This window comes from Rothia sp. HMSC075F09 (assembly GCF_001810515.1).
In the GTDB taxonomy this organism is placed as follows: Bacteria; Actinomycetota; Actinomycetes; order Actinomycetales; family Micrococcaceae; genus Rothia.
The window spans coordinates 1-23,609 of record NZ_KV801782.1; the positions used below are offsets into that span (position 1 = coordinate 1).

Annotated in this window: 17 protein-coding genes and 1 pseudogene; all 18 read left to right on the forward strand. The window is 60.5% G+C overall.

The window, feature by feature from the left end; translation table 11 throughout:
• Positions 1-847: cell division protein FtsL (locus tag HMPREF2749_RS03565; protein WP_070593458.1), on the forward strand; the 847-nt coding region annotated here is incomplete at its 5' end.
• A gap of 62 nt (positions 848-909) precedes the next feature.
• Positions 910-2,775 (forward strand): peptidoglycan D,D-transpeptidase FtsI family protein, encoded by a 1,866-nt coding sequence (locus tag HMPREF2749_RS03570; RefSeq protein WP_049345236.1) that lies wholly within the window; start codon positions 910-912, stop codon positions 2,773-2,775.
• Positions 2,776-2,943: 168 nt separating this feature from the next.
• Positions 2,944-4,689, forward strand: coding sequence for a Mur ligase family protein (locus tag HMPREF2749_RS03575; protein ID WP_049345234.1), 1,746 nt, complete (start codon positions 2,944-2,946; stop codon positions 4,687-4,689).
• The gene (gene murF, locus HMPREF2749_RS03580) at positions 4,682-6,301 is read left to right on the forward strand and encodes a UDP-N-acetylmuramoyl-tripeptide--D-alanyl-D-alanine ligase (RefSeq protein WP_049345233.1); all 1,620 of its coding nucleotides are present in this window, start codon (positions 4,682-4,684) and stop codon (positions 6,299-6,301) included. The genes HMPREF2749_RS03575 and murF overlap by 8 nt, the downstream gene beginning before the upstream one ends.
• A 6-nt stretch (positions 6,302-6,307) precedes the next feature.
• Complete coding sequence (gene mraY, locus HMPREF2749_RS03585) at positions 6,308-7,513, forward strand: phospho-N-acetylmuramoyl-pentapeptide-transferase (RefSeq protein ID WP_049337563.1); 1,206 nt, start codon at positions 6,308-6,310, stop codon at positions 7,511-7,513.
• The gene (gene murD / locus HMPREF2749_RS03590; protein WP_049337565.1) at positions 7,513-9,099 is read left to right on the forward strand and encodes a UDP-N-acetylmuramoyl-L-alanine--D-glutamate ligase; all 1,587 of its coding nucleotides are present in this window, start codon (positions 7,513-7,515) and stop codon (positions 9,097-9,099) included. The genes mraY and murD overlap by 1 nt, the downstream gene beginning before the upstream one ends.
• A gap of 149 nt (positions 9,100-9,248) precedes the next feature.
• On the forward strand, positions 9,249-11,441 hold the full coding sequence (locus tag HMPREF2749_RS03595; protein ID WP_049345228.1) for an FtsW/RodA/SpoVE family cell cycle protein: 2,193 nt from the start codon (positions 9,249-9,251) through the stop codon (positions 11,439-11,441).
• A gap of 210 nt (positions 11,442-11,651) precedes the next feature.
• Positions 11,652-12,752 (forward strand): undecaprenyldiphospho-muramoylpentapeptide beta-N-acetylglucosaminyltransferase, encoded by a 1,101-nt coding sequence (murG, locus tag HMPREF2749_RS03600; RefSeq protein WP_070593459.1) that lies wholly within the window; start codon positions 11,652-11,654, stop codon positions 12,750-12,752.
• Complete coding sequence (gene murC / locus HMPREF2749_RS03605; RefSeq protein ID WP_070593460.1) at positions 12,752-14,251, forward strand: UDP-N-acetylmuramate--L-alanine ligase; 1,500 nt, start codon at positions 12,752-12,754, stop codon at positions 14,249-14,251. Before murG ends, murC begins: the two co-directional genes overlap by 1 nt.
• A gap of 9 nt (positions 14,252-14,260) precedes the next feature.
• Positions 14,261-15,931, forward strand: a complete 1,671-nt coding sequence (locus HMPREF2749_RS03610; protein WP_246823495.1) for a cell division protein FtsQ/DivIB — start codon at positions 14,261-14,263, stop codon at positions 15,929-15,931.
• A gap of 196 nt (positions 15,932-16,127) precedes the next feature.
• A complete protein-coding gene (ftsZ, locus tag HMPREF2749_RS03615; protein ID WP_005506541.1) occupies positions 16,128-17,309 on the forward strand; it encodes a cell division protein FtsZ in 1,182 nt (393 codons plus the stop codon).
• Between the two features lie 149 nt (positions 17,310-17,458).
• Positions 17,459-18,307, forward strand: coding sequence for a purine nucleoside phosphorylase YfiH/LACC1 family protein (locus HMPREF2749_RS03620; RefSeq protein ID WP_070593462.1), 849 nt, complete (start codon positions 17,459-17,461; stop codon positions 18,305-18,307).
• A gap of 66 nt (positions 18,308-18,373) precedes the next feature.
• The gene (locus HMPREF2749_RS03625) at positions 18,374-19,207 is read left to right on the forward strand and encodes a YggS family pyridoxal phosphate-dependent enzyme (protein ID WP_070593463.1); all 834 of its coding nucleotides are present in this window, start codon (positions 18,374-18,376) and stop codon (positions 19,205-19,207) included.
• A 774-nt stretch (positions 19,208-19,981) separates the two neighbouring features.
• Positions 19,982-20,293: pseudogene (locus HMPREF2749_RS09390) on the forward strand (cell division protein SepF); the annotation flags it as partial.
• 10 nt (positions 20,294-20,303) lie between these two features.
• Complete coding sequence (locus HMPREF2749_RS03635) at positions 20,304-20,603, forward strand: YggT family protein (RefSeq protein WP_005507764.1); 300 nt, start codon at positions 20,304-20,306, stop codon at positions 20,601-20,603.
• Between the two features lie 461 nt (positions 20,604-21,064).
• On the forward strand, positions 21,065-21,607 hold the full coding sequence (locus HMPREF2749_RS03640; protein ID WP_049352995.1) for a DivIVA domain-containing protein: 543 nt from the start codon (positions 21,065-21,067) through the stop codon (positions 21,605-21,607).
• Positions 21,608-21,895: 288 nt separating this feature from the next.
• A complete protein-coding gene (lspA, locus tag HMPREF2749_RS03645) occupies positions 21,896-22,498 on the forward strand; it encodes a signal peptidase II (RefSeq protein ID WP_141747360.1) in 603 nt (200 codons plus the stop codon).
• A 122-nt stretch (positions 22,499-22,620) separates the two neighbouring features.
• Positions 22,621-23,607: an RluA family pseudouridine synthase gene (locus HMPREF2749_RS03650; protein WP_070593465.1), complete on the forward strand. Its 987-nt coding sequence runs from the start codon at positions 22,621-22,623 to the stop codon at positions 23,605-23,607.
• The last annotated feature ends 2 nt before the right edge of the window (positions 23,608-23,609 follow it).

The following is a 23,609-nucleotide window of genomic DNA, read 5'->3' on the forward strand; positions in this document are numbered from 1 at the left end:
GGCGAGCCGCACCTCCACCCGAGCCCACTCCGGCCGCACCCGTACCGCGCGTCTGGAGCCGGTCACCGCCTCCCAGCCGGTGGTCCGCCCCGTCAGCACCGCCGCATCTCACGGTGGTAAGCGCACCTCAACGAACGCGAGCCGTGTTCCCTCGAGCGTCCGTGCGGCAGCACGCACCGAAGAAGCACGCGAAACGAAGCCCAAGCAGCGTAACCCGCTGTCCACTGTGCGCCGCCGAGCCCGTAAGCTCAGCCCGCCCACCATGCTCGCTGTTTTTGCGGCAATTCCGCTGACCCTGATTTTTATTCTGCTGCTTAACGTGCTGATTGTGACCCGACAGTACGACATGGTGGATTTGCGCGCGCAGGAACAGCGCCTCGTGCAGGAGAACCAGGCGCTGCAGCAGGAGATTGGTTTCAAGGAAGCCCCGCAGGATTTGGCGATACGCGCCAGTACCCTGGGCATGTTTGTGAGCTCTTCGCAGGCGACCCTGAACCTGCAGTCCTCCACGATTGAGGGCACCCCCGCCCCGGTGGCAAGCCCGACCGGTGCTGAGGGAAACAAGCAGGAGAATCTGATTTCGCCTCCGGCAGCTGGCTCGAACGAAAGCTACGCCAAGAGCATTGTGGACGCGGACAAGTCCGTTCAGCAGCGCCACGGCCAGGCGAGCGCGGCGGCTAAGGCATCTGCAAGCGCCTCGGCGAGCCCTGCTCAGCAAACTAACTCAGCTCAGCAGGCCAACCCCGCACCGGCGAATAGCGCCCCTGCTAGCCCGGCTGCTTCCGCCGCACCGAGCGCCGCTCAGCAGCCCGCAGCTAGCCCCGCGGCAAGCCAGGTTGCACGATAAACAATATTGACCACAGGATGCGTAGCATCACCGATAGACTAGACCAGCGAAAGGACCACCGCATGAGCTCCGACGCGCGTAAGAACGCGAACGAATCGGCATCCGGTCAGCCGGATCTGACCCGCCGTGGCTTCGTCGCAGGCGCCGCAGCCACCTGCGCTCTGGGCGTTATCGGTGCGAACCTGTTTATCCGCCAGGGCTTTGACCCCGGTGCAGTGGCGAATGCGTCCCGTCAGAAGCGTTTGCGCTCCCAGGTGCTGCCTGCTGTGCGCGGTCAGATTCTCGATATCAACGGCAACGTCATGGCGCGTACTGTGCAGCGTTATAACCTGACTGCTGACCAGAGCGCCGTGGCGACCTTCAAACGCTACAACGAGGATCGCACCCAGAAGGTTGAGGTCACCCCCAACCAGCTGGTGTACGAGATGGTCGATATTCTCAAGACCGTTGACCCGGGCATTACCGACGAGTTCATCAAGTCCAAGCTGGACGGCACCTCAAAGTACTCGGTGATCAAAGCAAATATCACCCCGGAAATTTTCAATAAGATTGATGCCCTGGGTGCGCCCTTCATCTACGGTGAGGCGTTCTCTCAGCGCCTGTACCCCAACGGTAGTGTGGGCGGTTCCGTGGTCGGTAAGTACAACATTGTTGAAGAGGCAGACGGCAACGGTACGGGCGGTACGGTGTCCCGTAACTACTCCGTGGGCATTGAGCGTGTCTTTGAGAAGGAGCTTGCCGGTACCCCCGGTGAGCGCACCTACGAGATTAGCGCTGATGGCGTGCGTATCCCCGTAGCGAAGGAAGAGCAGCGCCTGGCGGTGGACGGTAAGAATATTCGCCTAACCATTAACCGTGATGTGCAGTATTTTGCGCAGCAGGTGGTGCGTGCCCGCGCCGAGGAGCTGAAAGCTGAATGGTGTACCGCCATTGTTATGGATGTGCGTGACGGCTCCATTTTGGCTCTTGCTGATTCCTCCACGATGGACCCGGGCGCGGCAACCATTGAGGACGCGGCGGACATGACCCCGCGCGCTATTTCGCAGAGCGTGGAGCCCGGTTCGACCGAGAAGATGCTAACTGCTTCGGCGCTGATTGAGCAGGGCCTGACGACTCCGACTAGTGTGTATGATGTGCCCGCGACCCTCACGATTGACGGCCAGACTTTCAAGGATGCGTTTGAGCACGGGGCGCAGCGGCGTACTTTCTCGGGCATTATTCATGACTCGATGAACACCGGTACGGTGCTGGTCGGTCAGAAGCTCAGCAAGGAAGAGCGCTACAACTGGTTGAAGAAGTACGGCGTCGGCGAGTTTACCGGCATTGAGCTGACCGGTGAGGAGCAGGGTATAATCGCTGATTGGCGTGATTGGGATGGCCGTCAGCAGTACACTGTGCTGTTCGGTCAGGGTGTTGCGCAGACTCCGCTGCAGACCGCCATGATTTTCCAGGCGCTGGGCAATAAGGGCGTTCGTCTGAAGCCGCGCATTGTGGACGCGATCATTGACGCCGACGGTACCGAACATAAGCGTGCCGTAGAGCCTGGCGAACGCATGGTCAGCGAGGAGACTGCCGCTTCCTGCCTGACTCTCATGGAGAATGTGGTGGAGCAAGGCCACGCCCGTCCGGCGAAGGTGACCGGCTACCGCGTGGGCGGTAAGACCGGTACTGCGGAAACTCCGAGTGAGAAGGGCGGCTACGACGGCAACACGACGTCCTTTATTGGTGTGGCGCCGATTGAGAACCCGCAGTTCTTGGTGGCGGTGACCATGCAGCGTCCTGAGGGTAGCGTGGGTGCGAACGGTACGACGGCTGAGTTCTCCAAGATTATGGAGAAGACCCTGCACACCTATAATGTGCCGCGTTCTACCGGTGAACCGGAGTTGATTCCGCTTTTTGCTGAGGATAGCCCCAATAAGACGAGCTAAAGGCGAGCGGGGGAGAGGTTCCCGGTAGCTGATTCGTGATGAAGAAGCCCCGGGACTGAACACCTGTCGAAGCCTAAAGCCCGTAGAATATTGAATGACCCTGTGTGCCTTGAGCGCATTGACCATACAGAGCTCACCGCTTCGGACAGCGGAGAGGAAAGAAGGACGATGGATACCGCATCTCACGCACCCGGCCAGAACCTGCTGGGCGGCGACGCTCAGACTCTGCGCCCGAATTCTGTGCGCCCGGTGAGTTTGGCGCACCTTCGCGAACATCTGCAGGGATTGGGTGCTCAGGTGAGTTCCCAGCTGGCTAGTGGCGTTCAGGGTTCTGAATCCGGTGATTCTGTTGAGGTTACCGGTATTAGCATGGACTCCCGAGGCGTGCGTCCGCAGGACCTGTACGTGGCTCTGCCCGGTGCGAAGGTGCACGGCGCACAGTTTGCTGAGGCTGCGTTGAAGCTGGGTGCTTCCGCTATTTTGACGGATGCTGCCGGTGCGCAGCTGCTGGGCGAGGCGCCGGTGCCTGTCCTGGTGACGGAGAACCTCCGCGAGTACGTGGGTCCGTTGGCTGCGCTGATTTATGGTTCGGCGTCGTTCCCCGCCACTCACCGTTATGCTGTGACCGGTACGAACGGTAAGACCACCTCCACCTACATGCTGGAGTCGGTGTTCCGCACCGGTCTGGGGGTGAAGACCGGTCTGATTGGCACTATTCAGATTCTGATTGATGGTGTGTCGGTTCCTTCGAAGATGACCACCCCGGAGTCTCCTCACGTGCATTCTTTGCTGACGATTATGGGTCAGCATCAGGTGCGTTGCGCCGCAATGGAGGTTTCCTCACACGCGATTGATTACCACCGTGTGGACGGCGTGAAGTACGCGGTTGCTGGCTTCACGAACCTGACTCAGGATCACCTGGATCTGCACGGCACTATGGAGCACTACTTCGACTCGAAGGCTCAGCTGTTCACCCCCGAGCGTGCCGAGCTGGCTGTGATTACTGCTGATGACGAGTGGGGCGAGAAGATGTTCTCCGCCGCTTGCGAGCAGATGGGTGCGCAGCAGGTGCACCGTCTGGTGACTGCGCGCGGTGCCGGTCTGGCTGAGGTGCCCGCAGAGTTTGGTGCCCGCGACTGGGCTGTGGTGAAGGTTCAGCGTGAGGGTCTGGGCCACCGCTTCCACGTGGCTAATGGCACCGGTGAGAGCGTTGAATGCTACACCGGTCTGCCCGCTGATTTTAACGTTTCGAATGCTGCGCTGGCGGCGCTCATGGCGTACCTGGACACTGACTCCGCTGAGCGTGAGCGCCTGCTGCCCGAGCTGGCGTCCGGTTCGGCTCTGACTCCGGTGGTGCCGGGTCGTATGCAGCTGATTTCTTTGGCTCCGCACGCGATTGTGGACTTTGCCCACAACCCTGACGGCCTGACTCGTGCCCTGGAGGCGATGGATCGCCCCGGTGATGGCAAGGTCATGATTGTTTTCGGTGCGACCGGTGAGCGTGACCAGCTCAAGCGCCCGATTATGGGTGCGATTGCTGCGCAGAATGCAGATATCGTCATCGTGACTGATGATGATCCGCACGGTGAGGCACCCGCGCCGATTCGTGCCGCCGTTGAGGAGGGCGCGCAGAAGGCTGAGAACCGCCGTGCCACCCAGATTCTGAACATTTCTCCGCGTGCGGCTGCTATTGATGCGGCGATTGCCCTTGCTGGCGAACACGACGCCATCCTGATTGCTGGCCGCGGCCACGAAACCGAACAAGATGTTGACGGCGTGGATATCGCCCTGGACGACCGCGTTGAAACCGCACGTGCCCTGCGTGCGCACGGTTTCGAGATTCTGCCTGATTACCAGCGCATGCTCGATGAAAGTGACTCTAAGACCGCTGAAGGTATGGTGAAGAATGATTAAGCTCAGCGCCGCCCAGATTATTGAGGCAACCGGCGGCACCGCTATCGGCCTGGAGGGCCGCGAGGAGCAGGTGCACGCAGACTTCGCCACTACCGACTCCCGTGAGGTGCAGACCGGTACCCTGTTCGTGGCGAAGCCCGGCGCGGTCACTGACGGTCACAGGTTCATCCCCATGGCGTTTGAGAGGGGTGCGACCCTGGCGCTGGTCGAGCGCGAAGTACTCGACGAGCAGGGCATGCCCTACCCGAGCATCCAGGTGCCCGACGTGGTGCTGGCGATGGGTGATTTGGCGCGCTACTCCATTGAGCAGATGCGCGCTCAGGGTGAGCTGACCGTTATCGGTATTACCGGTTCCGCCGGTAAGACCACCACCAAGGACCTTCTTGCCGCCATTTTCGCCCCGGAGGGCCCGACCGTTGCACCGGTTGGTTCCTATAACAGTGAGGTGGGCGTGCCCCTGACCGTTTTCCGTGCGGATGAGTCTACCCGCTACCTGGTCATTGAGATGGGGGCCGACCACGTGGGCAACATCGAGTACCTGGCGAATATTGCGCACCCCGATCACGGTGCAATCCTGAAGGTTGGTACCGCGCACGCTGGCGAGTTCGGCGGCGTGGACAATATTGAGCGTACTAAGGGCGAGCTGGCTGAGGGCGTTCAGCCGACCGGTTCCCTGGCTCTGAACGCTGACGATGAGCGCGTGCTACGCATGGCGTCGCGTTCGGTTGCACCCATTACGTACTTCGGCGTGGGCGAGAAGACCGACGCGAACGGCCAGCCCTACGAACGCTACGTGGCGGCGCTGAACCTGCGCACCACCGACGCTGGCTGCCCCGAGTTCACTCTGCGCCTGCCCGACGGTAGCGAGTACGAGATTTCCTCGCAGCTGATCGGTGAGCACCACGTGCACAACCTGCTGGCTGCTGCGACAATCGCCTACAACAGCGGTATTTCCGGTGAGAAGATTGCTCGCGCGCTCAACAAAGCGGCGGCAGCTTCGAAGTGGCGTATGGCGCGCACCGACCGCGCTGACGGCGTGACCGTCATTAACGACGCCTACAACGCGAACCCCGAGTCGATGGCGGCTGCACTGCGCACTCTGGCGCAGCTGGGTCGCACCGTCGACCCGGCGACCGGTCAGCCGCACCGCACCTGGGCTGTTCTGGGTGCCATGCTGGAGCTCGGTGACGCCTCCGTGGAGGAGCACGACCGCATCGGTCGCCTCGTGGTGCGCATGAACATTTCCAAGCTGATTGCTGTGGGCGACGAGACGAAGCCCATCTACAACGCTGCTCATCTGGAAGGCTCCTGGGGTAATGAGGCGACCTGGGTGAAGACCCCGGAAGAGGCAGAGCAGATCCTGCGCGCCGAGGTTCACCCCGGCGACATTGTGCTCTTCAAGTCCTCGAACGGCGCGAAGCTGGGCATTCTGGGTGACCAGGTTGCTTTCGCCGAGTACACCTTCGGCGCTGAGGAAGAGCAGGCACCGACCTGGCTTTCTGCCGGTGACTTTGTTGAAACCACCGATTTGAGCGACCACCTTGCCGCTCACCTGGACGGTACCGCTAATGGCGACCGTACTTCGACCGAACAGACCACGAACGAAGGGTAGCGCTTTATGATTACCGTGCTGATTGCTGGAATCTTCGGATTCCTCATCTCCCTCACCGCGCTGCCGGTGTTCATCAAGAAGATGAAGTCCCTCAAGCTTGGCCAGCTCATCCGTGAGGAAGGCCCGGCGGCCCACCAGCACAAGGCGGGCACCCCCACCATGGCGGGTCTGATTTTCATCCCCGCGGCGATTCTCGCCTACTTCTTGACCCTTGCGGTGAGCGCCCTGTTCTTCGGTACCGCGCCGGTGCCGACCGCTACCGCGTGGCTGACCATCGCCTTCACCCTGGGCATGCTCGGTGTGGGCGCGGCGGACGACATCATGAAGTTCCGCAATAAGGGCAACGAGGGTCTGACCGAGAAGCAGAAGACCATTGGTCTTCTGGGCGTGACCCTGCCCTTCGCATACCTGGCGTTCCAGTTCCCGAACGAGTCGGGTGCTCGCCCGGCGTCGACCGCTATCTCTTTCGTACGTGACCTTCCCATTGACCTGTTCGCGGCGGGCGCGGTCTTCGGTAGCATCCTGCTGGTTGCGTGGATTACCCTCATCTCTCTGTCCGGTACGAACGCGGTGAACTTCACCGATGGTCTGGACGGCCTGGCCGGCGGCATCATGATGACCATCTTCTCCGGCTACCTGACCATCAGCATCTGGCAGTACGTGCACGCCTGCTCCGCTGGCGCTGGCACCGCCTGCTACGATGTGCGCGACCCCGGCTCGCTGGCGCTGATTGCTGCTTCCCTGGTGGGTTCGCTGGCTGGCTTCCTCTGGTGGAACGTGTCGAAGGCACAGATCTTCATGGGCGACTCCGGCTCCCTGGCATTGGGCGGCGCAATGGTTGCTTTCGCGCTGTTCACCCGCACCGAGCTGCTTCTGCTGGTTATCGCTCTGATTCCCGTGCTGGAAGTGTTCTCTGTGATTGTGCAGAAGTTCGTGTTCAAGACCAGCCGTAAGCGTTCGGTGGCAGCGGGGGAGAAGCCCCTACACGCGCACCGTTACTTCCGTATGACCCCCTTCCACCATCACATGGAGAAGGTCGGCGTCAACGGCATGTACTCAATTGATAAGCGAGGCATTGCCCCCGGTACCGTCAGCAGCGGCGAAGTGAACTCCGTGTTCCGCCTCTGGGTTGTTAATGCCCTCTGCGTGCTCGTTGCCCTGGCGCTGTTCTTCGGTGACTGGTTCTCGCAGACTTCTGGAGTGATTCACTAATGTCAACTATTGAACAGCCGGATACAGCTCGCATTGAAGCGAACGCCGCCGCTATTGCGGTGAACCCGGTGTACGAGAACGAGCGCCTCGCGGAGCTGACTCACTGGGGTGCGCCCTGGGCTAACCTGCGCGTGGTCGTGGTGGGTATGGGCACCAGCGGCGACGCTGTGACCGACGTGCTTGCCCAGCTGGGCGCGAAGATCGTTGTCATCGACGGGGCTGATACCCCGGAGAAGCGTGAACGCATCGACCTGTACGCTAACGCCTACGGCAACGTTGAGGGCCTATTTGGTCCCGAGCACATGCGTGCACTGCCCCTGGTAGACGGTCAGGAACCCGAGCTTGTGGTGACCTCCCCGGGCGTGCGTCCCGACCACCCGGTCATGCTGGACGCTTACGAGCGTCGCATCCAGATTTGGGGCGATGTGGAGCTGGCGTGGCGCCTGAATGAGCGTAGCGACCGCCTGACCCCCAAGTGGCTGTGCCTGACCGGTACGAACGGTAAGACCACCACCGTGGGCATGGTTGATTCCATCCTGAAGGCTGCCGGTAAGAAGGCTATTCAGGTAGGCAACGTGGGCATGCCCATCGTGTACGCCATTGCCGACGATGAGCCCTACGAGTTCTTCGCGGTGGAGCTGTCCAGCTTCCAGCTGCACTGGACCTACTCGATGTCCCCGTACGCTTCGGTGGTTCTGAACATCGCTGAGGATCACGTGGACTGGCACGGCTCGTTCGAGCGTTACAAGGCTGATAAGGCTCGCGTGTACGAGCACACTCAGGTTGCCTGCATCTTCAACACCGACCATGTGGACACCCTGCGCATGGTTGAGAACGCGGACGTTATTGAGGGCGCTCGCGCGATTGGCTTCAGCTCCACTGAGATGCCCGCCGTGTCGATGCTCGGCCTGGCTGAGGACATTATGGTGGACCGCGCCTTCTTGAAGAACCGTTACAACGAGGCGTATGAGCTGGCGGTTCTGGAGGATTTGGCTCCGGCTCCCGGTAAGATGCCTGCGAAGCACACCGTGGAGAACGCTCTGGCGGCTGCGGCGCTGTGCCGTGCGGCTGATATTGACCCGAAGGCTGTGGGCGCGGGCCTGCGTTCCTTCAAGACCGGTGCGCACCGCAACCAGCTGGTGGGTTATGCGAACGACATCATGTGGGTGAACGATTCGAAGGCTACGAATCCTCACGCCGCGAATGCGTCGATGAGCGGTTACCCCTCGCTGGTGTGGATTGCCGGTGGTCTGTCGAAGGGCGTTGAGTACGATGAGCTGATTGCTGCTCACGCTCAGCGCCTGAAGGCTGTACTGATTATCGGTACTGATACTGCGGCGTTGAAGTCGGCGTTGGCTAACCACGCTCCGCAGGTTCCGACCTACAATATGACCGCCGCTGTGGCTGATTCTTCGGACGGCATTGCCGTGATGAACGCGGCCGTTGCGAAGGCTGCTGAGCTGGCGCATCCGGGCGATACCGTGCTGATGGCTCCCGCGTCTGCGTCGATGGACCAGTTCAAGAATTATGCGGTGCGCGGTGATGCGTTTGCGAACGCTGTCGCCGCCCAGCTGGCTGACTCTTAGGACGCTACCTGCAGGGGGTGTCTCGGGTGACCGGGGTGCTTTTTGCGGGTTCTTCTCGGGGGTGGGATGGTAATGGTGTCCCACCCCTGAACCTTTTTCGTGTAGTCGCCACGACGAATCCGTGGCAGTTGAGGCCTATAGGAGGGCATGTGAGTACCAGCGCATCTTCGGAGCGTTCGGCTTCTTCGGCGCGTTCGACCGCGAGTGGTCGTTGGGCGTCTTTGCGAGCCGGTTGGGAGGATTTCTCTGCGCCGTTCCGTGCTCGTGCCGATAGGCTGTACCGTCGTGGTTTGAAGGCTGACCTGTGGGATGTGCCGGTGATGCTGCTGATCACCACCTTGGGTCTGGCTATTTTTGGCTGCATTATGGTGCTGTCGGCCTCGAGCGTCACCATGATTTCTCAGGGCCAGTCGCCGTTCTCGCAGGTTTCGTCGCAGGTCATGTTCTTGGTTCTTGGCGTGATTGCGATGGCGGGTATTACGCGCATCCCGGTGGGTGTCTACCACAAGAAGTTTGTGGTGAACGCGATGCTGATTGCCGCGTTGGTCATGCAGCTTGCTGTGGTGGTCGTTGGCGTTGAGGTGAACGGTAACCGTAACTGGTTGAAATTCCCCGGCGGCGTGCAGATTCAGCCGTCGGAGTTTTCGAAGCTGGCGATTATTATGTGGCTGGCGTGGGTGTACAGCCGTCACGGCGATATTTCTCGTAGTATTTGGCGCACGCTGTTCCCCTCGATTTATGGTGTGGGTGCCCTGGTGCTGCTGATTATGCTCGGTGGTGACATGGGTACCGCCATGGTGTATGGCTTCATTTTTGTGGGCATGATGTGGCTGGCGGGTGCTTCTCGCAGCTCGCTGCTGAAGATTGGCGGCGCGTTTGCGGTGTTGGCGCTGGTGGGTGTGCTCAGTAGCGCGAACCGTGTGGCTCGTATTTTCGGTATTTGGGGCTCGTGCACGAACGCTAACTGTGACCAGGCGAATTCTGGTGAGGTGGCGCTGACGACCGGTGGCTTCTTGGGTGTTGGTCTGGGCCAGTCGCGCCAGAAGTATAACTACCTGGCTGAGGCGCATAACGACTATATTTTCGCCATTATTGGTGAGGAGCTGGGTCTGCTGGGTACGCTGGCGGTTCTGCTGCTGTATGTGGGCCTGGTGTACTGCGCGGTTCGTATTATGCTGCGTACTACTGATCCGCTGGTGCGTTTGGCTACGGGCGGCATCATGATTTGGTTGACCTCTCAGGCGATTATCAATATGGGCATGGTGTCCCGTATTTTGCCGGTGATTGGTGTGCCTTTGCCGTTTGTCTCCTATGGTGGTTCGTCGCTGTTGTCCTCGTTGTTTGCGGCGGGTTTGTTGTTGGCGTTTGCGCGGCAGACTCCGTTGCGTGGCGCGACGAAACCGTCGAATATTGAGACCCAGAGCGCGCGTGAGGTTCGTCGTGAGAATGCTGAATGGCAGCGTCGTACGCCGTTGCAGGATGTGCTGAATCAGGAAGAGGCTGCTCGTGCGGCTGCTGGTGGCCACCTGTTGAAGGAACATAATCCTTTGAAGGTTGTTTTCGGTCCGGAGAGTACGTTGCGCCGCTGGTTGGGTTTTGCGCCGGATCAGCAGCGTGAGTTGTCTCGTATAGCTCGTGAGCAGCGGAAGGAGCAGGAGCGCCAGGCTCGGGAGCAGGCTCGTCGCGAGGAGGAACAGGCTCGCCGGGAGGCGGCGCAGGCTCGAGAAGAGGCTCGTCGTGCTCGTGAGGAGGCACGTCTGGCTCGTGAGGAAGCTGCCCGTGTGAAGGCGGAGCAGAAGGCTGAAGCTCAGAAGCAGAAGGCCTCGCAGAAGCCTGCACCGAAGAAGGCAGCTCCGCAGAAGGCTCCCGCTCAGCCGCGTACCGGTCAGCAGTCGCGTGTTGCTGACGGACAGCCTGCGCAGAAGCGGACTGCTCAGGGTAAGCCCGCTCAGGCTCGTCCCGCTCAGAAAGCTACCGCTGCGAAGCCCGCGGCTCCGAAGCAAGCTGTACAGCAGCGCGCCGCTCAGCCCCGTACCGCTCAGAAACCTGCTGCTCAGAAGCGAGTGCAACAGCCTCGTGCTGCTCAGCCCCGTAGCGCACAGCACCGTCCGTCGGGCTCGCTACCTGCGGGTCTGCAGCCGTTGCATCCTGAGGACCGTCAGCGTCGTGCCCAGCGACAGGGTAATCCTCGACAGGGCGCTCAACGTCAGGCAGCGCCGCGACAGGGCACTCAGGCAAAGGGTACTCAGGCCAAGGGTGCTCCGAAGAACAGCGCTCAGCAGCGTCCGGCTCAGGGCGCGGCTCGGAACTCGGCTCAGCGCGGCACCCGCAAGCAGGGCTAAACCCCGCGGAACCCGCTCCGCGAAGCCTGCATATCGGGGGCTGGCAATCGGGGAAGTGAGCTGCGGTTCGCACCTCTACCCGTGATGAATATGTGCTGAATATAAGATAAAGCCCTCGCTGTTGAGTTGTAGCTCAATGGCGGGGGCGCTCTTTTGAACAGGTGCGATAGCGTAAAATGATGCTGTACCGATGTGTTGGGAGAAAGACCTATGACGAAGAAGGCGCCCTCTATAGTCTTCGCCGGTGGTGGCACCGCCGGTCATATTAATCCGATGCTCGCGATTGCGCGTGCGGTTCGTGATCTTGAACCGAACGCTAAGATTCTGATGCTGGGCACTGCGGATAAGATGGAAGCCGAGCTGGTTCCGGCAGCTGGTTTCGATATTGAGTTCATTCCTCGTGCAGCGTTCCCTCGTAGCATTAACCGTGCCGCTTTGGCTTTCCCCGCTAAGTTCTTTGGTGGCCTGTCGAAGACCCGCCGCATCCTCAAAGAAGCAGATGCAGACGTGGTTGTTGGCGTGGGCGGCTACGTGTGCCCGCCGGCGTATCTGTCGGCGTTGAGCGCTAAGATTCCCGTGGTGATTCATGAGGCGAACGCGAAGCCCGGTTTGGCGAACCGCCTGGGTGGCACGTTTGCGAAGTTCACCGGTGTGGCGTTCCCTAATACTCCTTTCCCGCGCGCGACCCTGGTGGGTATGCCGATGAAGGATGAGATTGCCTACCTGAACCGTGAGGCGCACCGTTCGAAGGCTCGCCGTAACCTGGGCCTGAACCCGCAGAAGCCGACCGTGATTGTGACCGGCGGTTCGTTGGGTGCGTTGAGTCTGAATAATGCGGTGGCGGCGTGCCGTGACCACTTTGCGGAGTGGGACTTCCAGATTCTGCACATTACCGGTAAGGGTAAGGCTGTTCTGGATGAGAATGGTGAGCCGCTGAGTGCGCCGAATTACCGTCAGATTGAGTTCAGCAACGGCATGCAGGATGTGTATGCTGCCGCTGATCTTCTGCTGGTGCGTTCGGGTGCGGCGACCGTCAGTGAGGTTGCCGCTGTGGGTGTTCCCGCGATTTTTGTGCCGCTTCCTATTGGTAATGGTGAGCAGGCTCTGAATGCTCGTTCTCTGGTGGAGTCGTCTGCGGCTCTGCTGGTGAAGGATGCAGAGGTCACCGGTGAGTGGTTCGCCCGTGAGATTCCGGCTCTTATGGCGAATCCGGAGGAGCTGGAGCGCATGGGCGCTGCGGCGTATGAACTTGGTATCCGTGACGCGGCGAGCGTTATGGCTGAAGCAGTATTGAAGGCAGCTGAGAAGTAATGACTGAATTGATGAATCTTGAGATGGTGTTGCCTGCACCGCTGAACCCGCCGTTCCCTGAGCGTGCGAAGATGAGCGAGTTGGGCCGTGTGCACTTCATCGGTATTGGTGGCGCGGGTATGAGCGCTATTGCCGCTCTGATGCTGCAGGCTGGTGTGACGGTGAGCGGTTCTGACCGTGCGGAGTCGGCTACTATTGAGTCTTTGCGTGCTGCGGGTGCTCGTGTGGGTGTTCCTCAGCAGGCTGAGAATATTGTGGATGTTGATACCGTGGTGATTTCTACTGCGATTCGTGAGGATAACCCGGAGCTTGTTGCCGCTCGTGCGCAGGGTCTGCGTGTGCTGCATCGTTCTGAGGCGCTTGCCGCTGTGATGGGTGAGTCTCAGGTGGTTGCTGTTGCCGGTACTCACGGTAAGAGCACGACCAGCTCGATGATTTCTGTGATGTTTGATCAGCTGGGTGCTGACCCGTCGTTTGCGGTGGGCACCGTGATTGCTGGTCGCGGCACGAACGCTCACCTGGGTGCTCAGGGCCCGGAGTCGATTTTTGTGGCTGAGGCTGATGAATCGGACGGCTCGTTTGTGCGTTACCGCCCGGCTATTGCTGTGGTGACGAACGTTGAGCCGGACCACCTGGATTTCTATGAGACCGATGAGCGTGTCTTTGAGGCGTTCAACCGTTTTGTGGGTTCGCTGTCTCCTAACGGTGTTGTGGTGACCTGCGCTGATGATGCGGGTGCGGCTGATTTGGCGGCTCGTTCTCGTGCGGCGGGTGTGCCCGTGGTGACCTACGGTGAGTCTGAGGATGCTGACCTGCGCATTAGCGAGATTACCAGTGCGGGTTCTTCCTCTTCTTCGCATCTGTCCTGGTCTTTTGAGTGCCGCGGTGTGCGTTATGAAGGCGAGCAGGATCTTGCGCTGAAGGTGCCGGGTATTCATAACCAGTTGAACGCTTCGGCTGCTTTTGCGTCGGCGTTGATTTCTGGTTACGAGGCTGCCGATATTGCTCGCGCTCTGGCTGAGTTTGTGGGTGCTGACCGCCGCTTCACCCTGCGTGGTGAGGTTGCGGGCGTGAAGGTCTTTGATGACTATGCGCACCACCCGACCGAGGTGTTCCGCGCTCTGGAGACCGGTCGTACCGTGGCTGATGGCCACAACCTGTACGTGATTTTCCAGCCGCATCTGTTCTCTCGTACTCGCGAGTTCGCGAAGGAGTTCGCTGAGGCTCTGTCGATGGCTGACCGTGCTCATGTGCTGGATATTTACCCGGCTCGTGAGCTGCCGATTGAGGGTGTGACTAGTGAGCTGATTACCGGTGCTGGTTTCTCTGAGGTTCGTTACGCTACCGCTGAGGACGCTATTGAGGATATTGTGACCTGCGCTCAGGCTGGCGATATTGTGATGACCGTTGGCGCTGGCGATGTGACCGCTTTGGGTGCGCGTCTGCTGGAGTCCCTGGAAATCCGTCACGGTGGCGAGTCGAAGAAGTCGGAGGCTTAGGCTGTGCCGATGAGTTCTGGTCTCTCTTCGGAGGGGCATTCCTCCTCGCGCGCGCCGAAGGCTCCGCGTTCGCGTGCTCGTTTGCGCGCCCAGCAGGTAGCTGAGAATGCGCAGGTTGAGGCTAAGAAATCTGAGTCTGTGCAGGCTGAATCTGCGCAGTCTCAGCTGACTCAGCCGCAGGCCACCCAGCCTCAGGTTGTGAAGAGCGCAGAAGCTACTGGGACTGCAAAGCCCTCGGAAGCTATGAAGTCTGTGGACGCCGTGAAGCCTGTCGAGGTTGCATCCTCGGAGGCTTCTGCTCAGCCTTCTGGTGCGCAGTCTGCCGCTAATCAGCCTTCCGCTACTCAGTCTTCGAGCTCCGTGCGACACATGCCGCGTAAGCCGGTGGTGCATAAGTCGCCCAGTCAGAACGGTGCTGATTCTTCGGCGTCCAAGAGCGCTGCGGCGGTTCATTCTTCAGCACAGTCTTTGAAGGATTCGGTGCGTTCTGCGCTGATGACCGGTCGTACCGTGTCTGAGGTTGAGCATGCGCCCGAGCTGTTTGATGTTGAGGCGTTTGAGGATTCTTCGTCGAAGACTTCATCCGCCAAGGGTGCATCTGCTCAGACTGCATCCTCGCAGTCGGTGAAGAGCGCAGAAAAGGAAGTAGCCGATCAGAAGGCTGCTCAGAAGAGTTCTGATAAGAAGTCTTCTGCCGATTCTGCTGAATCTCGCGAAGAGTCTGCCGCTCAGAAAGCTGAAGAAAGCGCCGATAAGGCGGGGGAGAAGGCTGTTGAAGAGCCTCGTCCCGCGAGCCGTTTTGGTCGTTGGCGTGCCGAGCGTGAGCAGCAGCGTGCAGCGGAGATTGAGAAGGAGCGCGAGCGTGCGAGCCGTCAGGCTCACCGTGAGCGTCTGCGTCAGGATCCGGGTCTGGACGGTCTGCGTGCTGAGGAGCGCCCCCGTAAGGAGCGTGCGCCTCTGACTCGTGCCCGTAAGTTGCTGTACACCGCTTCGGCACTGGCTATTATCGCGGTGCTGTATGTGGTGCTGGTCTTCTTCTCGCCCCTGTTGGCGACTCAGAAGATTACGGTGCGCGGCGCGTCCCTGCTGGAAACCACCCAGGTGGAGCAGAAGCTTGAGCCTCTGCGCGGTGTTCCGCTCACTCGCATCGATGAGAAGAAGGTGCGTGAGCTGCTCGGGCAGGATAATGTGATTCGTAGCGTGCAGGTGGAGAGCCGTCCGCCGCATGAGCTGGTGGTGACTCTGAAGGAGCGTACCGCGGTTGCGGTTGTGAAGCAGGGCGATACGTACCATACTGTTGATAGCGATGGTGTGAGCCTTCTGGAGTCGGCAACTCAGCCCGATACGTCGGTGCCGCTGGTTCGTTTCAGCGGTGATGACCCGCAGACTTCGGCTGAGTTCCGCACTATTTCTACCGCGCTTTCGGCGATGCCCTCTGAGCTTCTAGCTCAGGTTAAGGAAGCCGGCGCTACGTCAACCTCAAGTATCACTCTAACCTTGAGGGATAATACTACGGTGCAGTGGGGAACCGCTGAAGAGAGCGAGTTGAAGGCTAAGGTCCTGCTCTCCCTGCGCCAGGCTATTGCCAAGCGTGCTCAGGAGGAGAAATCTTCCGAGGCACAGACGCAGAAGGTGACCGTCTATGACGTGTCTGCCCCGCGCGTACCGGTGACCCGTTAGGGGAACCATTCAGGCGCTTTATCCTCCCTTTTTGTGTGAAATCCGCAAAAAGAGGGGGTAATTGCGCTGTGTGACTAGGAACCGACAAAAACAGTTTGGTATCCTAGCAGATAAAGTCATTCTTTAGAGGAAACCTTCAGGCTTAGATTAAGCTGCGGGTCTTCCGAAGCTGGAACACGGAACAATCGAGGAATACATGGACGCTGGAACTCCCCAGAACTACTTGGCAGTCATCAAGGTCGTTGGTATCGGCGGCGGTGGCGTCAACGCAGTCAACCGCATGATTGAGGTTGGTCTGCGCGGCGTTGAGTTCATTGCTATCAACACTGACGCTCAGGCTCTGCTGATGTCCGATGCAGACGTTAAGCTGGACGTTGGTCGTGAGCTGACCCGCGGTCTTGGCGCGGGCGCAAACCCCGAGGTTGGCCGTCAGGCAGCCGAGGATCACGCGCAGGAAATTGAGGAAGTCCTCAAGGGCGCAGACATGGTCTTTGTGACCGCAGGTGAGGGCGGTGGCACCGGTACCGGTGGCGCACCCGTCGTGGCACGTATTGCCCGCTCCCTCGGCGCTCTGACCATTGGTGTGGTGACCCGCCCCTTCACCTTCGAAGGCCGTCGCCGCTCCAACCAGGCTGAGACCGGTATCGCTGCTCTGCGCGATGAGGTTGATACCCTGATCGTTATTCCGAACGACCGACTGCTGTCGATTTCGGATCGCAACGTCTCCATGCTGGACGCATTCAAGTCCGCTGACCAGGTTCTGCTCTCCGGTGTGCAGGGCATTACCGACCTGATCACCACCCCCGGCCTGATCAACCTTGACTTCGCTGACGTTAAGTCCGTCATGCAGGGTGCAGGCTCGGCTCTGATGGGTATCGGCTCGGCATCCGGTGAGGACCGCGCAGTGAAGGCAGCTGAGCTGGCTATCGCTTCGCCGCTGCTGGAAGCATCCATCGACGGTGCGCACGGCGTTCTGCTGTCCATTCAGGGTGGCTCCGATTTGGGTCTGTTCGAGATCAACGAGGCTGCACGCCTGGTTCAGGAAGTTGCTCACCCCGACGCAAACATCATCTTCGGTGCGGTTATTGACGACGCACTGGGCGATGAGGCTCGCGTGACCGTGATTGCTGCTGGCTTCGACGCAGTAAACCCGGAGACCAACTCCAACGCTTCCACTGCTGCGGCTACTCAGGCTCAGCGCACCCAGGCATCCTTCGGCGGCTCCACCGCTCCGGCTGCTAACGGCTACGGCTACAACGCACCCGCTGCTGCTCCGGCTTCCACCGGCGCTGCTGGCTTCGACGTTGACCTTCCCCCGGTTGTAGAGGAAGCTCCGGCTCGCCGCGACACCCTGGATGTCCCTGACTTCCTGAAGTAGTCTGCCCGGCTGTGAACGCATAGGCGTTGCACGGCTGAGAGTCTTATGAAGCTATAGGGGAGCTGAGAAACACGCACATTGTGCTGTTCTCGGCTCCCCTTTGCTATACCCGCCGTTATACCTGCTGACATCTGATGAAGGAATAGAAGATGAGCGATAACCCCAAAACTTCGCTACTTGCCTCTGCCGATACCCGCACCCTGGGTCCCTGGCGTGTGCGGGTGGGTTTCACCTCCCGCGCGGCGGGCAACCTGGGCCTGCATGTGGACGATGAGCTCGGCGGCGGTATGGATGCCTCCCTGGTGCGCACCCTCAACCACCGTGCCGCGTTGGAGGAGGCGCTGGGTACCGAGCCGTTCTTCTACCTGAACCAGGTGCACGGCGTGCAGATTGCCTACCCGGAAGACTACGCGGTGGAATCCTACGCGCCCGGTGCACCCGAGGAGCGTACCGCTGAGCGTGCCCGCGCGGTGCTGGAGAACTCCCCGGTCGCCGATGCGGCGATTAGCAGTGAGGGCGTGCCCCTGGCGATTATGGTGGCGGACTGCATTCCCGTGGTGCTGGTGGGTGAGCGGGTCGCGAACTGGCAACCAATCCTGGCGGTGGCTCACGCTGGCCGCCGCGGCCTGCTTGATGGCGTGCTTCAGCAGACCGTGCAGCGGATGCGTCAGCTCGGTGCGGAGAAAATTACCGCCTGGCTGGGTCCGAGCATTTGCGGTAGCTGCTACGAGGTGCCCGAGGCGATGCGCACCGAGTCCACCGAACTGATTCCGCAGGTGCATTCGGTGACCAGCCAGCAGACCCCCGGCCTGGACCTGCCCGCCGGTGCCCGCGCCGTGCTGGAGGAGGCTGGCGTGCAGGTGAGCATGGACTGTGCGCAGTGCACCTTTGAGGAGCCCGAGGTGTATTCGCATCGCGGGTTCACGAACCGCGGTGAGAAGCCGGGCCGTATCGCGGGTCTGGTGTGGCTTGAGAAGACGGCGGAGCCCGCCGCCTAGAGCTGCTAAAGACAGAGCCGCTAAAGACAGAGCCGCTAAAGATAGAGAGCCGCTGAAGGAGAGAAGATGTCTGAAATGAACGTAGAAGAGAGCCTGCAGTACACTCCCGAACGTGCCGAGCAGCTGTTGCAGAACTACCGCCGCGTGCTTGAGCGTATCCGCGCCGCAGAACAGGACCATAGCGCCGTGCGTACCGAGGTGAGCGCCCCGGTGCAGCTGGTGACGGTCACGAAGTTCTTCCCCGCCTCCGACGCGGCGGCGCTGCTGGATGGGGGAGTGACCCTCTTCGGTGAGAACCGTGACCAGGAGGCGAGCGCGAAGGCTCGTGAGCTTGCCGCCTACTGCGCCCAGCGTGAGGTGCAGCCCCCGCACTGGGCGTTTATCGGCCAGTTGCAGACGAATAAGGCGAAGTCCGTGGTCAAGTACGCCTCCAGCGTGCATTCGGTGGATCGCCCCTCCCTGGCGGACGCTCTGGCGAAGGCGTACGCGAACCAGCTCTCCCGCTTTGAGGCGGGGGAGGCGCCCGCACCCGCTGCGGCGGAGCAGGGTGCGCTGACCTGCCTGGTGCAGGTGTCCCTGGCGGAGGTCGCGACCGCTGGCCACGCTGCCGAGGGCGCGCGCGGCGGTACGAGCGCATCCGAGCTGCTGGAGCTGGTGGAGCGCATCGAGAACCACGAGCACCTGTGTTGCGGTGGCGTGATGGCGGTGGCGCCGCTGGGCATGAACCCGGATGAGGCGTTCGAGAAGCTGTATGGCTTGGCGTCTCTGGTGCGTGAGCAGGTGCCGCACGCGACCGAGATTTCCGCCGGCATGAGCGGGGACCTGGAGGCGGCGGTGCGTTGGGGTTCAACCTGCGTGCGTGTGGGTAGCGACATTATGGGTAAGCGCCCGGCGCTCTAAGCCCTATTCAACCGCGGCCCTTCAAAGGTTATAGTTCCGGGCCTGCTGTTCGGCGGCATAATCATCGGTGCCCTTGACCGCCCGCGCGGGGTGGGCGCTGGTAATATATACATGCCGGTGCATGACGTACCGTCACGCACACACCTTCTGACGAAGCACCACGGCAGACCCTGTACACCACAAGCAAAGAACAGCGAGAGAATCATGGCGAAGCAAAGCCGTCTGGCGGGTTTCCTCGGCCTGGAACGATACCAGGACGCCGAGGCGACGCCGGAAGAATCCCCGCAGGCTGTGCAGGCTGACACCCCCAAGGAGGCGAACGCCTCCGCAGGGCAGGCTGCTACAGCGCAGAAGACCGATAGCTCTAACAGGCTCTCAGCGCTGCCCGGCTCGGCACAGTACAGCGATGCCGAGTCGCAGAGCGAAACCTACCACCTACAGGACGAACCCGCCTATACTGAACAGGAAGAGTACCTGCAGGCTGATAGCTACGATGACGGTACAGAAACCGAGTATCTGGACGCAGAAGAACCTGCCGACGGACGAGCAACCGTAGATGCAGCGGCACACGCCACCGCTCATACACCTGAAACCACAGCTGATCTGGCGGAAACCGAACAGACTTGGGACGACGCCAGCGCAGACAATTGGGAGGACACCCCGGTGCCGAATACCGAATACACCGAGCAGTACGCCGATACGTACTCCAACGACGGCTACTACGAACAGGGCTACGCGCCCGAAGAAACCAACGGATACACCTACGGTTACGAGGAAGAAGAGGACGAATTGCGTCGTATCACCACTATCCACCCCCGCTCCTACAATGACGCAAAGATCATTGGTGAGGCATTCCGCGAGAACATCCCCGTGATTATGAACGTGGAAGAAATGCCTGACGCAGACGCAAAGCGCCTGGTGGACTTCGCATCCGGTCTGGCATTCGCACTGGAGGGCCGCATTGAGCGCGTCACCGCTAAGGTGTTCCTGCTGACCCCCTCCAACCTGGAGGTTCTGGGCGTGGCTAACTCCGAGGTTCCCGCCGGCTTTGAGACCGACGGCGAATTCCCCTTCGACCAGGGCTAAGGACTGATAGATGGGTTATATTTTCGCCCTCATTACGATTATTCTGTACGTTCTCTACGTCTCCATGCTGCTGCGCATGCTCTTTGACTGGGTACGCATGTTCGCTCCGGGATGGCGCCCGAAGGGCATCGTTCTGCTCTTCGCTAGCGGCGTGTACGCGGTGACGGACTGGCCGATGAACCTGTTGCGTCGTCTGATTCCGCCGGTGCGTGTGGGTAACGTTGCGTTGGATACCGGTTTTCTGATTCTGATTGTTCTGCTGTCTTTCCTGCTGAACATCATGACGACGATTACCGCGAAGCTGTCCTAATGTGGCCCCTCCATCGGAGAGATACGAGAACTAGGCATGAGAGCCCCGCTTGCGCTTGGCATCCTGACATGGGATGACGTGCTGGCGGGGTTTTCTGTACCCAATTTCTGGGCCGAGAAGAACCTCCCGCGAGGGGGGATAGACGAATACAGCCGGCGTCGAATCATGCGAAATGCACCCGCGAGCAGATATCGAGCTTGATTACGGCGGGGATAGGGATAAACGCAGCGCGTGGTGAATCCCACCCTTGCGCCGAGCGAATATTTTACGATTCAACCGACGTATAACCGGGCACAGAAACCAAAGAATAGTAGAATTGGTGCCAACGACTGCATCGCGGCATAACCATGCCCTGAATCATCGGGACCCTAAAATATTGGGGCCACGCCCTATCTGGCTGGTGAATCCGCGGCACTCAACATCACCACCAAACCCCGTAGGGATACCCAGAGGAGAAGCCCATGGCAATCACCCCCGAAGACCTGATCACTAAGAGCTTCAAGATCGTCACCGAAGAGTCCGGTTACGACCGCAACGAGGTCGACGACTTCCTGGACGAGCTCGTTGTCGAACTGCGCGCACTGTACTCCGAGCGTGACGCTCTGGAGCGTCAGGTCGAGCAGCTCTCCGCAAACGCTCCCGATTCCCCCGCAGCGGCTGTGGCACCCGCACAGTCCTCGGCAGCGCCGGCAGCAGCACCTCAGGATGCAGCAGCACTGCTTGCTATGGCACAGAAGGTTCACGACGACTACGTGGCACAGGGCGAGAAGGCTAAGGCTGAACTGATTGAAGAGGCAGAGAGGAAGGCAGACGCTATGGTGAGCGAAGCTCAGCAGCAGCGCGAAGAGGTTCTCTCTCGCCTCACCGACGAGAAGGAAGAACTGGAGATCGCTGTTGAGGCTCTGCGCGGCTTCGAGAGCCGCTACCGCTCCAAGCTGCTGCAGCACCTGGATGCACAGGTTCAGGAGCTGAAGAACCTCAAGTCCATTGAGGCTTCCGCATAAATCAGTTCGCTTGAATGAGCTAACGACGCTTTGAGGCGTATGCCGCCCGGATTCTTTCTCTTCCACCGCTATTCACCGGGGAAGATGGAGAGAACCGGGCGGTATTCTCATACCTGCTCCGCCCGGCTTGAGAACACAGGATGAGAAGCGGGGGAGAGCACCCGCCACATCACCGCCGAATACTCGATGCACTACCCCGATTTGCTAAGCTAGAGGGGCACTATCGAACGGTACCGCACCAGGTTTGCGTTCGGGCGCGTAGCAACCGGCACAGACTAGAGGAGAGCTATGACCAACACCCCCAAGACTGCTGAATCCTCAGTCTCACACACCGCTACAAAGGCTGACGGACGCCGCGTGCGCATCCTCTCGGCTCGCTCTGCGAGCATCCTCGCGCTCGTGCTTGCCGCCGTCGTGTTCGCTATCGACCAGGGCACCAAATACCTGGTCGTCACCCAGATGCAGTTGGGGGAGCGCATCACCGTTATTGACGGGCTACTGTGGTGGTACTCGATTCGTAACTCCGGTGCCGCATTCAGCATGGGCGAGAACGTCACCTGGATTTTCACGCTCGTCATGGTTGCCGCCGCAGCCGTGGTGCTGTACCTGCTGCGCCGCACCCGCGCCCTGTCCTGGACCCTCGCGCTGGGCGGTCTGCTCGGCGGTATCTGCGGCAACCTTTTTGACCGTCTCTTCCGTGAGCCCGGCTTCGGTTCCGGTCACGTGGTTGATTTTATTTCCGTGCCGAACTTCGCGATTTTCAATATTGCAGACTCCGCAATCTGCGTGTGCATGGCGTTCATCGTTCTGCTGAACTTCAAGGGCCTGAACCTCAACGGAACCCGTGTGCAGGCTGACGACAAGAATGCGGCAGAGAAGAGCGCCAAGTAGCTCCCCGTTCCGGCATACGCGCCGACGGTTACGTTGCCGACACACGTGCCTACTAAGACGTTCTCACACAGACAACCCCTCACACAGACAACCTAAGCAAACACCACCCGAAGGAGAGCCGCATGAGCGAAACCACCAACGCCGCCGAAGATACGGCACGCATCCGCGCCGAATTCACCGTTGAAGGCGCGCTCGCCGGTATGCGTCTGGACGCCGCGCTTGCCGGTGCCCTCGACGCGCCGCGCACCCGCACCTCCGGGTGGATTCGTGACGGCCATGTGACCGTGACCAACAACGGCAAGGCCGTGAAAATCGGCAAGTCCTACAAGCTTTCCGCAGGGGACGAGGTCGTCGTGGATGCACCCGCACCGCGCGATCTGGCGGACATCCGCCCCGAAAAGGTGGATGGCTTCCGCATCGTGCACCTGGACGAGGACATCGTTGTGGTGGACAAGCCCGCAGGCGTGGCGGCACACCCCTCACCCGGCTGGCACGGCCCCACCGTCATCTCCGCGCTCATGGGCGAGGGCATTTCGGTTGCTACCTCCGGCGCGGCAGAACGCCAGGGCATTGTGCACCGCCTGGACGTGGGCACCAGCGGCCTGATGGTCGTAGCCCGTAGCGAACGCGCTTACACCGAACTCAAGCGAGCCTTCAAGGAACGCACCGTGGACAAGGTCTACCACACCCTCGTGCAGGGTCTGCCCGACCCGCTGCGCGGCACCATCGACGCACCCATCGGTCGCCACCCCGGCAACGAATGGAAGTTCGCAGTGGTCGAAGACGGACGCAACTCCATCACCCACTACGATGTGCTCGAAGCTTTCGGTCCCGCATCCCTGGTAGAGGTGCACCTAGAAACCGGACGCACCCACCAGATTCGTGTGCACTTCTCTGCGCTGCGCCACCCCTGCTGCGGCGACCTGACCTACGGCGCCGACCCGCGCTTTAGCGCCGAACTGGGTCTGACCCGACAGTGGCTGCACGCGCACCGCCTGGGCTTCGACCACCCCGGTACCGGAGAGCGCGTGACCTTCACCAGCGAGTACCCGCTCGACCTGTCCTATGCGCTGACCGCTCTGCGCGAGGGCAAAGTTCAGCTCGGCTAGAC

What these genes read in the sequence shown, in the direction of transcription:
- HMPREF2749_RS03570 (WP_049345236.1), top strand. Translation starts at nt 910, where the DNA reads ATGAGCTCCGACGCGCGTAAGAACGCGAACGAATCGGCATCCGGTCAG.
- HMPREF2749_RS03575 (WP_049345234.1), top strand. Translation starts at nt 2,944, where the DNA reads ATGGATACCGCATCTCACGCACCCGGCCAGAACCTGCTGGGCGGCGAC.
- murF (WP_049345233.1), top strand. Translation starts at nt 4,682, where the DNA reads ATGATTAAGCTCAGCGCCGCCCAGATTATTGAGGCAACCGGCGGCACC.
- mraY (WP_049337563.1), top strand. Translation starts at nt 6,308, where the DNA reads ATGATTACCGTGCTGATTGCTGGAATCTTCGGATTCCTCATCTCCCTC.
- murD (WP_049337565.1), top strand. Translation starts at nt 7,513, where the DNA reads ATGTCAACTATTGAACAGCCGGATACAGCTCGCATTGAAGCGAACGCC.
- murG (WP_070593459.1), top strand. Translation starts at nt 11,652, where the DNA reads ATGACGAAGAAGGCGCCCTCTATAGTCTTCGCCGGTGGTGGCACCGCC.
- murC (WP_070593460.1), top strand. Translation starts at nt 12,752, where the DNA reads ATGACTGAATTGATGAATCTTGAGATGGTGTTGCCTGCACCGCTGAAC.
- HMPREF2749_RS03610 (WP_246823495.1), top strand. Translation starts at nt 14,261, where the DNA reads ATGAGTTCTGGTCTCTCTTCGGAGGGGCATTCCTCCTCGCGCGCGCCG.
- ftsZ (WP_005506541.1), top strand. Translation starts at nt 16,128, where the DNA reads ATGGACGCTGGAACTCCCCAGAACTACTTGGCAGTCATCAAGGTCGTT.
- HMPREF2749_RS03620 (WP_070593462.1), top strand. Translation starts at nt 17,459, where the DNA reads ATGAGCGATAACCCCAAAACTTCGCTACTTGCCTCTGCCGATACCCGC.
- HMPREF2749_RS03625 (WP_070593463.1), top strand. Translation starts at nt 18,374, where the DNA reads ATGTCTGAAATGAACGTAGAAGAGAGCCTGCAGTACACTCCCGAACGT.
- HMPREF2749_RS03635 (WP_005507764.1), top strand. Translation starts at nt 20,304, where the DNA reads ATGGGTTATATTTTCGCCCTCATTACGATTATTCTGTACGTTCTCTAC.
- HMPREF2749_RS03640 (WP_049352995.1), top strand. Translation starts at nt 21,065, where the DNA reads ATGGCAATCACCCCCGAAGACCTGATCACTAAGAGCTTCAAGATCGTC.
- lspA (WP_141747360.1), top strand. Translation starts at nt 21,896, where the DNA reads ATGACCAACACCCCCAAGACTGCTGAATCCTCAGTCTCACACACCGCT.
- HMPREF2749_RS03650 (WP_070593465.1), top strand. Translation starts at nt 22,621, where the DNA reads ATGAGCGAAACCACCAACGCCGCCGAAGATACGGCACGCATCCGCGCC.